Source organism: Streptomyces sp. SAS_270 (assembly GCF_052543295.1).
Window position 1 is genome coordinate 15152 of sequence record NZ_JBMNDS010000111.1, and the last position, 13131, is coordinate 28282.

Sequence of the window (13131 nt, forward strand, 5' to 3'; positions counted from 1 at the left end):
AAACCCGTACCGAACCCTTCGTGAGAGAGCCGACATGCGTTCAGTTCTAGGAGACCGCCGTGCCATCGCCGTCCTGCTGGGCCCGGCGCTGCTGGTGTACACACTGGTGATGCTGGTGCCGATGGGCTGGTCCCTCGGATACACCTTCTTCAAGGGCAACGTCATCGAGGGCTTCACCTTCGGCGGGTTCGGCAACTTCTCGAAGCTCTGGCACGACCCGCAGGCCCACTCGGCACTGTGGTTCACCTTCAAGTACGGGATCGCCGTCAGCGCCGGGCAGGTCCTCTGCGGCTACCTGCTCGCCCTGCTCTACGTGTTCGTCCTGCGCAAGTCGTCAGCGGTCGTCCGTACGCTGGTGTTCTTCCCGGTGATCCTGCCGACGGTCGCCGTAGCCCTGATGTTCCAGAAGCTCTTCGCCGTCGCGCCGCAGAACGGCCTGGCCAACGTCGCCGTCGAAGGGCTCGGCATCCACCACGGCGACTGGTTCGCGAGCGCCACGGGATCCTTCATCGTCCTGGTCGTCATGGACGTGTGGCGTTCCATGGGCTTCTACGGCGTCCTCATCTTCGCGGGGCTCCTCGACATCTCCGACGAGACGCTCGAATCGGCGCGGTTGGACGGCGCCACCGGTTGGCGGCTGGTCCGGCACATCGTCCTGCCGCTGTCCGCGCCCGTACTGCTGTCGTCGGTCGTGTTCAGCATCAACGGCACCCTCAAGGTGTTCGACTCGGTCCTCGCCCTGACGAACGGCGGGCCGGGCAGCGACACGACACCCCTGACCCTCTACATGTTCCGCACCGCGTTCTCCTACGGCGACTACGGCTACGGCAGCACCATCGCGTCGCTGCTCACCTTCGTCTGCCTCGGCGTCACTCTGATCATCTTCCGCTTCTCGCGCCGCGACCTGACCAAGGGCTGAACTCCCATGACCGACTCAATGACGGCACCGCCGCGGGCACTTCCGGCCCCACTCCGGTCGGGCCCCGTCCGAGGGCGTGAGCATGTCCGGCGCCTGGTGCGGAACCTGCTCATCACCCTGCTGGTGGTCGTCGAGGTGGCGCCGCTGCTGTGGCTGCTGCTCAGCTCCTTCAAGACCCAGTCCGAATTCGTCAACGATCCTGCCTGGTCGCTTCCGGGGAAGTGGGACTTCCACAACTACGCCGACGCCTGGACGACCGGGCACGTCGCCCTGTACATCCGCAACAGCCTCCTTGCCACGGTTCCCTCACTCGCACTCATCATCGTGCTCGGCACCGCCGCGGGCTTCGCCCTGGAAGTCATGATCTGGCGCGGACGCCACCAGGTCCTCCTCGTCTTCCTGCTGGGCATCATGGTGCCCAGCCAGATGATCCTGCTGCCCCTGTTCCGGGTGTACTTCCAGAGCGGGCTGTCCGGGACGATGTGGCCGCTGATCATCACCTACACCGCGGTCGGCCTCCCGCTCACGGTCTTCATGATGGCCACCTACTTCAGGGCGGTGCCCCGCGAGATCTTCGAGGCCGCCACCCTCGACGGGGCCGGCATGCTCACCGCCTTCTGGCGGATCGGATTCCCCGTCGTCCGCAACGCCGTCTTCACGGTCGCGCTGGTGCAGTTCTTCTTCATCTGGAACGACCTGCTCGTCTCGCTCACCTTCACCACCAACGACGACCTGCGCACCATCCAGGTGGGACTGCTCAACTTCACGGGTCAGTACGGTCAAACGGCCTACGGACCCCTGTTCGCCGCGATCAGCATCAACGTCGTCGGTGCCCTGGTGCTCTACCTGCTGATCAACCAGCGCATCATCAAGGGCCTGACCGCCGGAGCGGTGAAGGGATGAGCGACGAGCAGATACCCATGGTCGCCACGCCGACCGCGGAACATCACCGAGAGCCGTTCGGCATCGGCGAGTCGTCCCCCCGGATCTCCTGGAAGACCACCGCGCCCGCCGACTGGACGCAGCAGGCGTTCCAGATCGAGGTCGCCCGGACCGACGTAACGCACCGCACGGACTGGGTGACCTCCGAGGACTCCGTGCTCGTCGACTGGCCACACCGGCCACTCACGTCACGGGAACGCTCCGACATACGCGTCCGCGTCCGTGGGGGAGACGGCACCGCCAGTGAGTGGAGCCCGGCCCTGCGTCTGGAGACGGGACTGCTGGAGCCGGCGGACTGGACGGCGCGCGCGATCGCGCCAGAGGAACCGAACGAGCCGGAGCGGTCCGACGCCGAGCGCCGCCCGCCGTTGCTGCGCAAGGAGTTCGCCGTCGGTGCAGCCGACGTGGAACGCGCGCGGCTCTACGTCACCGCCCACGGCCTGTACGAGATCGAGATCAATGGCCGCCGGGTGGGCGACCATGTGCTCGCGCCCGGATGGACCAGCTACACGCACCGGCTGCGCTACCAGACCCACGACGTCACGGACCACCTGCGTGCCGGAGCCAACGCCATCGGCGCCTGCCTGGCCGACGGCTGGTACCGAGGGCGGCTGGGCTTCGGCGGCGGCCACACCGACCTCTACGGAGACCGGGTCGCCCTCATCGCCCAACTGGAGATCGTCCACCGCGACGGAACCGTCACCCTCATCGCCACCGACACCTCCTGGCGTGCCGGCCGGGGGCCGATCCTCTCCTCAGGACTGCTCGACGGCGAGTCCTACGACGCGCGGCACGAACTGCCCGGCTGGTCGAGTCCCGGATTCGACGACGCCGACTGGTCACCGGTGGACCTCGTCGCCCGCGATCCGGCGACCTTGATCGCCCCCACCGGCCCGCCGGTGCGCTGCACCGAGGAGATCAGCCCCGTCCTGGTGACCGCTCTCGACGCCGACCGACTCCTGGTGGACTTCGGGCAGAACCTCGTCGGCAGGGTCCGCATCACTGTCGCCGGCCCGGCCGGGCACACCGTCGTCATCCGCCACGCCGAGGTGCTCCAGGACGGAGAGCTGTGCGTCCGTCCCCTGCGCGATGCCGTGTCCGTCGACCGGTACGTGCTAGCAGGGACAGGATCCGAAACCTGGGAACCGCGCTTCACCATCCACGGGTTCCGCTACGCCGAGATCACAGGCTGGCGCGGCGGCGACCCGAACCGCGACATCGTCGCCCGTGTCCATCACACCGACATGACACGGACCGGCTGGTTCGCGTGCTCCGACGAACAGGTCAACCGGCTCCACGAGAACGTCGTGTGGAGCCTGCGCGGCAACTTCGTCGACATTCCCACCGACTGCCCGCAGCGCGACGAACGCCTCGGCTGGACCGGCGACATCCAGGTCTTCGCACCCACCGCAGCCTTCCTGTACGACTGCCATGGCATGCTCGCCTCCTGGCTGCGCGACGTCTCCGTCGAACAGCACGACGACGGAACCGTCCCCTGGTACGTGCCCGCCATCCCCGGTGGCCCGCAGTGGACCCCGACCAGACCCGGCGCCGGCTGGGGCGACGTCGTAGCCCTGACTCCGTGGGATCTCTACCAGGCCTCGGGCGACACCGCTCTGCTCGCCGCCCAGTACGACAGCGCACGCAGGTGGGTCGACCTCATCACCGAGCTCGCCGACGAGTCGGGCCTGTGGAACCGCGGCTACCAACTCGGCGACTGGCTCGACCCGTTCGCACCCCCGGACGACCCCGGAGCCGGCCGCACCGACCGCCACCTCATCGCCACCGCGTACTACGCCTGGTCCCTGCGACATGTGGCATGGACCGCGGAAGTCCTGGGGCGCAAGGACGACCGAGAGCGCTACGAGGAACTCGCCAGACGAGTCCGGCAGGCGTTCACCGACGAGTACGTTCTGCCCAGCGGTCTGATGACCAGCGACACCCAGACCGCCTACGCCGTCGCCCTCCGCTTCGACCTGCTCCCCGACGCGGCGGCCCGGGCGGACGCTGGACGTCGTCTGGCCGAACTGGTCGCCTCGGGTGGGCACACCATCCAGACCGGATTCATCGGGACCCCGCTCGTGGCACCCGCACTGAGCGCCACAGAACATGACGACACCGCCTACGCCCTCCTTCTCCAGCAGGAATGCCCCTCGTGGTTGTACGCGCTCAGGCACGACGCCACCACCATCTGGGAGCGCTGGGACAGCATGCTGCCCGACGGCACGGTCAATCCGGGCGAGATGACCTCCTTCAACCACTACGCCCTCGGCGCCGTCGCACAGTGGCTGCACACCACGGTCGCCGGGCTCAACGCGAGTACGCCCGGTTACCACGACATCCTCTTCCGACCCCGACCAGGCGGCGGCATCACGTGGGCGAGCGCAGTCCACGAGTCTCCGTACGGCCGCGTGGCGATCCGGTGGGAGCAGCAGGAATCGGAACTCACCGTGGAAGCGACCGTGCCCACCGGAGCGACAGGACGGATCGAGTGGCCTGACGGAGCCGTGACCCACCTGCCGACCGGGACGACCACCACTTCGCGACCCACCGCCGCCCCGACCAACAGGTGATTGCCACCCGGGCACGCTCCGGGACCACCGTCCAGGAGACAGATCGGGCTGACCACAAGTCGAAGACCGAACGCGCACTGCACGTTCGGGCCACCAGCACAGCGATACAAAGGAGTTTCGCGTGACCAACCATCACACCGAAGAGCCCAGCACCGGCATACGCAGACGGCGCGGGCGTCCCGTCCTCGCCGCCATCCTGGTCACCCTCATGACCGTTCTCGGCCTGGTCACAGCCTCGACCGCACAGGCCCTCAGCGGTGACCTGCGCATGCACGACCCGAGCGTCATCAAGGTGGGCAGCTGCTACTACGGCTTCTCCACCGGCTTCGAGCACGACTCCCTCAACCCCAGCGGATCCATCACCATCCGCAAGACGTGCGGCGGCACCGCGGCATCCGGCTGGACCAAGGTGGGCAACGTCTGGGAGTCGACCCCCTCCTGGCTCACCAGCAAACTCGGCTCCACCCCGCCGAACATCTGGGCCCCCGACATCAAGTACTTCAACGGCAGCTACCACCTGTACTACGCCGGCTCGCTCTGGGGCACGAACAACGCGGTGATGGGCCTGGCCACCGCCACGAACATCGAGGGCCCCTGGACCGACCAGGGCATGGTCACGGACGTCAACTACCCGATCGACCCCAACGTCGACTGGGGCCCCGACGGCCGGCTCTACATCTCCTGGGGCTCCTGGACCGGCAGCGGCACCTACATGCACGTCCTGGACCAGGCCACCGGCAAGCTGTCCACCACCGACAACAACCTGTGGCACATCGCCGTCGGCATCGAGAACCCCACGATCATCCTCAACGGCGGCTACTACTACCTCTTCGGCTCCAAAGGCACCTGCTGCAGCGGAACCAATAGCACCTACTACACCGTGGTCGGCCGGTCCACCAGCATCACGGGCCCCTACCTCGACCAGAACGGCACCGACATGGCCTCCGGCGGCGGGACCACCGTCCTGACCGGCGCCTACCCCAAGGTGGCCGCCGGCGGCGCCGACGCCTACGACGACGGCACCTCCAAATTCCTCGCCTACCACTACTACGACGGCGACAACTCCGGCCGGGAGACCCTCGACATACGACAGGTGACCTTCGCGGGCGGCTGGCCGGTCATCGCCAGTCCGCTCGGCGCCACGAACAACCACCTGCTGAACCGCAACAGCGCCAAGTGCGCGGACGTCTGGTCCCTGAGCACGGCGGACGGGGCAGCGGTCAACTCCGGCAACTGCAACTCCGGAGCCAACCAACGCTGGGTGCCCACCGCCGTCGGCTCCAACTACGAGCTCGTCAACGTCAACAGCGGCAAGTGCCTGCAGATCTCCGGCGCCTCCACCGCCGACGCAGCGGTGGCCGTCCAGTCGACGTGCACCGGCGCCTTCCACCAACTGTGGACGAGGACTGCGGTAGTTGGCGGCTACGTCACCTTCACCAACGTCAACAGCGGCAAGTGCCTGGAGGTCGCCGGGGCGTCGACGGCCAACGGCGCCGCCCTGGATCAGTCGTCCTGCACGGCCGGCACCAACCAGCAGTGGATGGTCGTCTGAGGCGCGCCGGAGTGGGGTGACCGCGGTGGCGGCGCAGGGCGACCGGCGGCGTTTCACGCTCACTTCGCCGCCGACCGACCGGGCACGGCGAAGCCCACCGGGAAGTAGACCGCCAGACCCCGCTCGGCGCGACTTTGCCGAAGCCTTGGGGCGCACCTCGACGTTCGAGCACGTCGAGGTGCATTCCCTTCCCACCTAAGACGGTCCCGGTGGACGTATGACGTCGTCCCCCAGTGAGATACGGGTCGCTCAGCCGACGGTCCACCGCTGAGTGCGCGCATTGCGGTCGCATACCGTCGTCCGGTAGAGGCCGTTGTAGGTCTCGTAGAGGCAGAGGCGGGTCGCTGTGTTGCGGAGCATGACTGCACTTGCCGGCGCCGGCTGGATGACCTGCCACAGCTGGTTGTTCCCACCGTTGCACCCGTTGGTGTAGACGTCCCCGGCCGAGTTGCTGTCGAGGCAGTGGTCCCATATGTAGTTCTGGAGGGTCGAGGAGGTGTTTGTGATGCCAGCCCAGCGCCAGTACAGATCCGAATAGCCGATCCCGCAGTCCTGGGACCACAGGTTGTAATAGGAGTTCTCCTCGATGCATCTCTTCGAGTCGTAGTTCGCGAACCGGTCGAGGCTGGTCGCTGCGGTCGCTGCGGTCTCAGCGGCGGTGGCCGTCCCCGGCATTGCCAGGGTCAACGGTGTGGTGAGCGCTATCGCCGCCCCGATGACCGACACGGCGCGTCTGATCCTTCTCCCGAAAGCGGGCATGATCGATTCCTCTCAATCGCCGCCTGGCTCCCATGAGTTGGCACCGGCACATGGTCGCAGGGGATCGCCGTGAGCGGGACCCGAAGGGGGGACTCATCACTTACTCCTCACACTGTCCGGTCGAGTTCGAGGTCGGCGAGTTTGTCGGTGGTGATTCATCAACATCCTGCGCACCTCCAACTGACCTCTCTTCAACCCAGCGGAGGAAATCGCACCCGACGAACGAAAGGGCCGGTTCCGAATCGGTGCCGAGCAGCCGGTACTCGACGCGGAGGGGCGCAGCCGTATCTCTAGGAAGGCCTCCGCCGTTACCCGCGTCGACGAGGTCGAACTGCCGCGCTTCGTCCGACGTCGCTTCACTGTCGGGTACGGACCGACGCCGACGAAAGTGCCGGTGAACGTCACCTCGGCGATCTTCACCACGGGCATACCCTGTGCGGACAGCAGCACCATATGGGCCCGCCGTCACGTCACTACCGACCCGCCGCCTCGGCGGATGATCCTCGGCAGCCGCTACCCCCGTCGTCCGATCTCGCGGATGCGTGCTCGCTCAGCCACCAATACAGCTTCCCTGCCGCGCGCTGCCGACGAGTGTCACTCCCTGGGCGTGCCGATCCGAAGCCGGTTGCCGTCAGGGTCGCGCAGTTCAATCTCACGCGCCCACGGAGCGTCCTTCGCCTGCACACCGAACTCGGAGGCGATGGCCTCGACATTCCGAACGCGGAGATAGACCAACGTGTCGGGGCGGGCGTCGCCCTTGTGCTCCGACAAGAACAGCCGCACCCCACCTCGGGCGACCTCGACAAACGCGGGAAACTCCGGCTCGAAGCGGTGTTCCCACTGCTTGGCGAAGCCCAACCGTTCGTACCACGACACCGCCACCGCAGCGTCTTCGACGCGAAGAATGGGAATGACTTCCTCGTCCATGCAGCCATCGTCGCAGACCGCCCAGGGCGAACGCTGCCTGATGCGGAAGCAGGTGTATGAGGGCTCGACATTGGCGAGGCTCTCGCGGAGGCGTGCTGGTGGCGGGTTTCCGGCGGCAGCACTAAGCGGCCGATAGTAGTTGTAGTGGATGGTCCACACTGCGATCGCGGCTGACCGGGCGTCCTCTTCGGACTCCGGTGCGGGCTCGACGGCCGGTCGTGCAATCCCGCATCACCGTGTAGCCGCCAGCGACTTACCCACTTGCTCGCGCATGCGACAACTACCGTGGGCGCCTGCCGCGTTGTGGCCTTTCAGTCCCGCGGTGCGACGCGGATACGGTTCCCGTCAGGATCGGCTGCGAGGAAGGTCAGCCCGAACCCCGCATCATGAGGCTCGTGCAGGATCGTGACGCCCTTGGACTGCCACTGCTTGAAGATCGCGTTGAGCTCGTCGGGCCGGCCACCGTCGATGGCCAGACAAACCTCACTGGTACGCGGGACATCCGGTGACAGATCCTCGAACTGGCCGGACCACAGAGCGAGGTCAGCGCCTGGCCCGAGGGCGAAGGTGACGTATCCCGACGTCTCGAACGACGGCTTCATGCCGAGGAGGTCGCCGTAGAAGCGCGCTGCGGCGGGAGTGTCGTTCACATAGACGATGGACACGACGGATGTGGTCATAGTTGTTCCTTCTCGCAGGTCGTAGGTATGCCTCCACCAGCCTGATCGGAATATGCGCCGCATCGTGTCGCAATTCCTGAAAAACTTGAGGTGTGACGCCAGACCGCTTCTTCACCCTGATGCTGCTCCTCGAATCGAGGGATGCAGTGACCACACAGGAACTTGCCTCGGCGCTCGGAGTTTCCCTTCGAACCATCACCCGGGACCTGAACTGGCTCCGCGACGCCGGTCTGCCGGTGACCGCACAACGGGGCCGCCTCGGAGGCGTGACCATGCTGCCCGGGTCCGGGCTCGACCTCACGCGACTCACGCCGGGCGAGCGTGATCATCTCTCGCTCACCGGGCTGGATGAGAAGCAACGTGCGGAGCTAAACACATCGGTCGAAAGCCGGCGCGCGCTCTCCAAGATCGTCGCTACACAGTCACGTCGAGGTCATGAACTCCTGCCACTCACCGACGTAGTGCACGTGGACAGCCGCCCCTGGCTCCAGACACGAGCTTCTAGCACGACTCCGGCTTCACTCATCGGCTCAGTGCGGCGAGGTCGCCGGCTGCGGATCGAGTACGACAGCCCACGCGAGTCATGCCCACGCGCCCTGGTCGTGGATCCCTACGGGCTGTTCGCCAAGGCCGGCATCTGGTATCTCGTCGCCGACTGTGCCCAAGTGCCACGGATGTACCGACTCGAACGGATCACGACGTGGAAAGAAGTCGACCAGCCACGACGGATCCGCGAGAACCAGACCCTGGCCACCGTCGCTGCAGCGCTCGTTGATCAGTGGGAAAATGACCATGCGATAGAGGTCAGCGCCACCATCGACCCGACCCAGATCGAGCGAGCGCGACGGATCTTTGGCCAACGACTCGTCCGAGACGACCACGAGGCATCCGCCACCGGCCACAAGGTGACGATCCGCTTCCTGCATCTGGAGGACGTGCGAGCCCTACTGCCGTTCGGGAGCGCCATCACTGTGCACGGCCCCACCGAAGCCAGGACCCACCTCCGCGCCCTCGCCACCAGCCTTGCCCACCACTATGCGCCGTCACCAACGTCCTGACCCGCAACAACTAGTTGGGTGTGGCCGTTGATGAATGGGTCGAGGAGACCTGCGCCCCGGTCAGGTGGCAGCCGATGGTGCTGGGGGACAGCCTCGAGGCGGCCAGTATTCTGCGACACCGCATTCATGACCCCGGACTTCAGGTGGCTCTCGGCCGCAGGGGCTGCCTGCAACCTGTACCGATAGCCAGACATTTGCCACCGCTCTCGGCGCGTGCGACTTCTAGGTCTGTCGCCCGGTCGGGGCGCTCTCCGCATGGAGACAGGGCCGCCTCCCGCACAGCGTCAGGCCTGAGGGTGCCCGGCCCCGCGGCACTTGCGCGGGGCCGAGCCGCTCGGTGGATCAGCCCTCGGACAACAGCCAGCCGATGTGGAGTTCTTCCGCACCCGGGCGGAATGTCTTCATGAGCTCAGCGCGCTCGGGGTCGTCCTCGGGGAGGTTGTCAGCAAGGAGAGCCTGCGCGGCGAGCGTCTGCGGCCTGGCGCCGAGCGCGGCGCGCAGGTGAAGTGAGCGGCGCAGCATCGCGATCCGCTCGGCAGGCTCCTTGTGCGGTGCGAGGTGGCGGATGATGTAGGACTCGAAGTAGCCGTCGCCGGACTTCGTCGCGATCTCGAGAGCTGTCTCGTAGCGCGGGAGGGCGCCGGCCGGGTCCTTGTCGATGTTGTCCAGCAGGACGGCCCAGTGGTACTCGGCCCAACCGCGCAGCTTCTCGTCGCCGCTCTCAACCGTTGCGCGGTAGCCGGCCTCGGCGACGGCGCGGTCGTCGGCACGGGGGTCGCGCTCGAACAGCAGGCGGCTGTAGGCCAGTCGCGCCGTGAGCAAGTGCGCGGTCGGCGATGTGGAATCGAGCGCCGCGACCGCCTTCTCGGCCTCCTCGTGACCCTCGATCCGGAAGAACCAGCGGTCGACGGCGATCTCGGCGCGCAGTTCGGGCTCGGCGGCCGGGCCCAGAGCGTCGAGCGCGGCGTCCCATTCCCCGAGCAGATGCAGGCGGCGGGCTATGTAGGTGTCATCAGTTATCATGACGCCTACAGTAGGAAGCGACGATGTAGGTGGTCAAGTGCAATACGGTGACTACATTGGGAATGTGGCGCGGTTGGCCGTCGAGCTGGCCAATACCGGGACCCTCGACCAGCACGGCGAACTGGTCGCCGCATTCTTCGAAGAGCACGAGGTCACTCCGCCACCAGGCGGCGACTACGGCGACTTGCCCGACCTCGTGCGCACGGCCCTGGCGCAGTCGGTCGACGGCGCCGCCCCCGAAGCCGTGCATCGCCTGCTGCGCGACTATCCGCCCGAAATGCACCTGTCCGACCATGACGGCCTCGGCGGCTGGCACATCCACTTCAGCCGCAACGGCACCCCGGCCAAGCGCTGGGCCGGTCAGCTGATCGCAGCCAAGCTCGCCCTGATCGCGGCCGGGGATCCGGCGGTGACGCTGGGGCGGTGCGCCGCGGCCGGGTGCGGAAACTACTTCGTGGACCAGTCACGCAACCGGACGCGCCGGTTCTGCTCCAACGCGTGCGCGAGCCGGACGACGGTCGCGGCTTATCGGGCCCGGGCGGCGAAGAACTCCTAGGCAGTTCGTCTACATCACTGACACGCGGTGGGCGTGGATCAATCTGTGCCCTGGGTCAGCGGACCCTGCATCGAAGCCATCTTCTCCGCCTGACCTTCGAAGACGATCTCTAGGACTCGGCGGTTCGCGCCGCCGCCACGTAGTCCTGGAGCATCGATTCGAACTCGTCGGCCGCGATGTCGCAGTCCTCAAACTGCCCGTACAGATCGATGAGTCTGACGAGTTCGGAGCTGACGCCTTCTGCCACCGCCGAGGCGGTCGCCAGACTGAACCCCAACCCCCAGCGCCGCGAGTCAGCGTGCCATGCTGCCAGGTACGTCTCCGCAGCCCCGGCTGAGGCGATGCCCAGGAGTAGCGTCTCCACTGCCCGCCGGAGGTTTTCGTCTCCAGCGGGATTTCTGGAGGGGACCCAGTCTTCGTTCTCGTCCAGGGTGAATGTCCATATGGCCCGGGCGACGGACCTGGTCATGCTTTCCCTTTCTCCGGGCCAGAACAGCTCGGCCACGGCTCTCATGATCTCATCAGCGGCCTACCGTCTGGCTCCGGCTTGAACGCGCCCGGCCACGTCTTTCGGGGCGGCAGCTGTGCGCGGCTCCGGCAAAACGCACTCCACGGCCGCCTTCAATATCCGGAAGCCACCCCGTACTTGCACTGCAGGGACCGGTTCGACATCCAAGCCCGGGCAGCACAGAAAGCCGCCGACTGACCTGGCCCGGGAGGTGGCAGGCGATGCCGTCTGCCCAGCACGTGAGGGTCCGGACGACGTCCCCTATTGCGGTGCGATGGCTTTGAGCCAGTCCCCGACGGCGACGACATCTGCCCACTGCGGGAACAGCTTTTCGGTGAGCATCGTGTGTACTTCGGGGTCGGTGTCGAGGCAGGCATCCGCCAGGACGGTGAGGCCGAAGTCCAGGTCGATGGCGTGCCACAGGGTGGACAGCACCACAGCGCTGGTGGCGATGCCGGTGAGAACGAGGCTGTCGATATCGCGAGCCCTGAGTACCAAGTCGAGGTCACTGCCCGAGAACGCGCTACCCCGTCTCTTGGTAACCACCACGTCGCCCTGCTGGGGCGCAATGTCGTCATGAATCTCGGTGCCAGGGGCGCCCTCGGTGAACAGACCGGCCCGTACGGCGTTTGTCATCACCTTGTTGCGAGGGCTGACTTCCGGATCGCCCGGCCGTAACCCCATCACCACGTAGATAACGGGGATGCCGGCAGCCCGGGCACCGTCGATCGCTCTGCGCAAGCGCGGCAGATATCCGGAACCGTCGTCGGCGATGGCCACGACATCCCGTTGGACGTCCATCACCAGAAGTGCGCTGTTCGCCATGCTTGCCGTCCCTTCTCCGTTGGAAGCAAGAGCAAGTCTGGTGGATCAACCGAACTGCGGTGGAGGTTTTGGAGATCCTCATCAGCGTCGCGCCGTAGTGTGCCCATGACCGGTGTCCTCCTGATCCGTGAGCCTTATCGCGCGTCGCGCTCGGCTGACGAAAGTAACCAAGGAGGCAGGCTCACCACACCTTGCGCGGCCTCGATCACCGGCAACCGCACGTGGCGCGATCTTTCCGGTCGCAGCGCCCCCAGGAGCAGCCAGCTGGACGTGGGCAGCAGGTCGTATCCGGCTGTGGCGGTGATCTTCTCGTGGATGCCGCGACGTCCGTCTCGCGACCCGATTACGGACAGGGCACCCGCTCGACGAACTTGACGAGCTTCTCTCCCACAGGATCACAAGGATTGGAGGACACCGATGACGACCAGGACAAGCGACGAACTCGACCGCATCGCCGGCGCGACCCGTGGGATACATCTGCTCCGGCGGGGGGGGCAGGGGAGAGGGCGTGCCGACGGCCGGCTGGGGCTGTGTCTTCGCCTTTTGCCGGGGCGGGGCTGTGCCGCCGCCGGCCTGGGGTGTGTCTTCGTTTACTGGCGGGGGGCTATCGGGTGGTGCCGTTCTGTGGCTGTCCCTGCTGCTGTCCCTGCTGCTGTTTTGCTTTGAGTCGGAGGGTTTCTTTGCGTACTTCGGCTTGTGTGGTGCGTTCTTTCTTCAGCCATTCGGGCATGTCGTGTTGGAGGGCTTCGATTTGTTCGGTGGTCAGTGGTTGGGTGATTCCGCCGCGGGTGAGTCCGGTGATGGAGATG

13 protein-coding genes and 2 pseudogenes are annotated in these 13131 nt (G+C 66.5%); 6 read left to right on the forward strand and 9 right to left on the reverse strand.

Annotation, left to right across the window (positions count from 1 at the left end):
* The first annotated feature begins 34 nt into the window (after positions 1-34).
* The 4 genes from ACN6LB_RS41955 (at position 35) to ACN6LB_RS41970 (ending at position 5986) form a co-directional block, all read left to right on the forward strand.
* On the forward strand, positions 35-919 hold the full coding sequence (locus ACN6LB_RS41955; protein ID WP_445030482.1) for a carbohydrate ABC transporter permease: 885 nt from the start codon (positions 35-37) through the stop codon (positions 917-919).
* Between the two features lie 96 nt (positions 920-1015).
* Entirely contained in the window at positions 1016-1822 is an 807-nt protein-coding gene (locus ACN6LB_RS41960; protein WP_445030483.1) for a carbohydrate ABC transporter permease, read from the forward strand.
* A complete protein-coding gene (locus ACN6LB_RS41965) occupies positions 1819-4434 on the forward strand; it encodes a family 78 glycoside hydrolase catalytic domain (protein ID WP_445030484.1) in 2616 nt (871 codons plus the stop codon). Before ACN6LB_RS41960 ends, ACN6LB_RS41965 begins: the two co-directional genes overlap by 4 nt.
* 121 nt (positions 4435-4555) lie before the next feature.
* Positions 4556-5986, forward strand: a complete 1431-nt coding sequence (locus tag ACN6LB_RS41970) for a family 43 glycosylhydrolase (RefSeq protein ID WP_445030485.1) — start codon at positions 4556-4558, stop codon at positions 5984-5986.
* Between the two features lie 249 nt (positions 5987-6235).
* On the opposite strand, the gene ACN6LB_RS41975 is transcribed toward ACN6LB_RS41970, so the two are convergent.
* From ACN6LB_RS41975 to ACN6LB_RS41995, 5 genes and pseudogenes are all read right to left on the reverse strand, one after another.
* The gene (locus ACN6LB_RS41975; protein ID WP_445030486.1) at positions 6236-6745 is read right to left on the reverse strand and encodes an RICIN domain-containing protein; all 510 of its coding nucleotides are present in this window, start codon (positions 6743-6745) and stop codon (positions 6236-6238) included.
* Between the two features lie 393 nt (positions 6746-7138).
* Positions 7139-7255: pseudogene (locus tag ACN6LB_RS41980) on the reverse strand (helix-turn-helix domain-containing protein); the annotation flags it as partial.
* A gap of 84 nt (positions 7256-7339) precedes the next feature.
* The gene (locus ACN6LB_RS41985; protein WP_445030487.1) at positions 7340-7672 is read right to left on the reverse strand and encodes a glyoxalase superfamily protein; all 333 of its coding nucleotides are present in this window, start codon (positions 7670-7672) and stop codon (positions 7340-7342) included.
* A 194-nt stretch (positions 7673-7866) separates the two neighbouring features.
* A pseudogene (locus ACN6LB_RS41990) lies at positions 7867-7959 on the reverse strand (hypothetical protein); the annotation flags it as partial.
* Positions 7960-7983: 24 nt separating this feature from the next.
* A complete protein-coding gene (locus tag ACN6LB_RS41995) occupies positions 7984-8352 on the reverse strand; it encodes a VOC family protein (RefSeq protein ID WP_445030488.1) in 369 nt (122 codons plus the stop codon).
* Positions 8353-8444: 92 nt separating this feature from the next.
* Here ACN6LB_RS41995 and ACN6LB_RS42000 point away from each other — a divergent pair, with 92 nt between their 5' ends.
* On the forward strand, positions 8445-9410 hold the full coding sequence (locus ACN6LB_RS42000) for a helix-turn-helix transcriptional regulator (protein ID WP_445030489.1): 966 nt from the start codon (positions 8445-8447) through the stop codon (positions 9408-9410).
* A 342-nt stretch (positions 9411-9752) separates the two neighbouring features.
* Here ACN6LB_RS42000 and ACN6LB_RS42005 read toward each other — a convergent pair whose 3' ends face one another.
* On the reverse strand, positions 9753-10433 hold the full coding sequence (locus tag ACN6LB_RS42005; protein ID WP_445030490.1) for a hypothetical protein: 681 nt from the start codon (positions 10431-10433) through the stop codon (positions 9753-9755).
* A gap of 64 nt (positions 10434-10497) precedes the next feature.
* Here ACN6LB_RS42005 and ACN6LB_RS42010 point away from each other — a divergent pair, with 64 nt between their 5' ends.
* A complete protein-coding gene (locus tag ACN6LB_RS42010) occupies positions 10498-10989 on the forward strand; it encodes a CGNR zinc finger domain-containing protein (RefSeq protein WP_445030491.1) in 492 nt (163 codons plus the stop codon).
* A gap of 109 nt (positions 10990-11098) precedes the next feature.
* On the opposite strand, the gene ACN6LB_RS42015 is transcribed toward ACN6LB_RS42010, so the two are convergent.
* The 3 genes from ACN6LB_RS42015 to ACN6LB_RS42025 form a co-directional block, all read right to left on the reverse strand.
* Positions 11099-11494, reverse strand: a complete 396-nt coding sequence (locus tag ACN6LB_RS42015) for a hypothetical protein (protein WP_445030492.1) — start codon at positions 11492-11494, stop codon at positions 11099-11101.
* Between the two features lie 264 nt (positions 11495-11758).
* A complete protein-coding gene (locus ACN6LB_RS42020; RefSeq protein ID WP_445030493.1) occupies positions 11759-12322 on the reverse strand; it encodes a cysteine hydrolase family protein in 564 nt (187 codons plus the stop codon).
* Positions 12323-12926: 604 nt separating this feature from the next.
* A partial coding sequence (locus ACN6LB_RS42025) for a DUF5997 family protein (RefSeq protein ID WP_445030494.1) occupies positions 12927-13131 on the reverse strand: 205 nt, incomplete at its 5' end.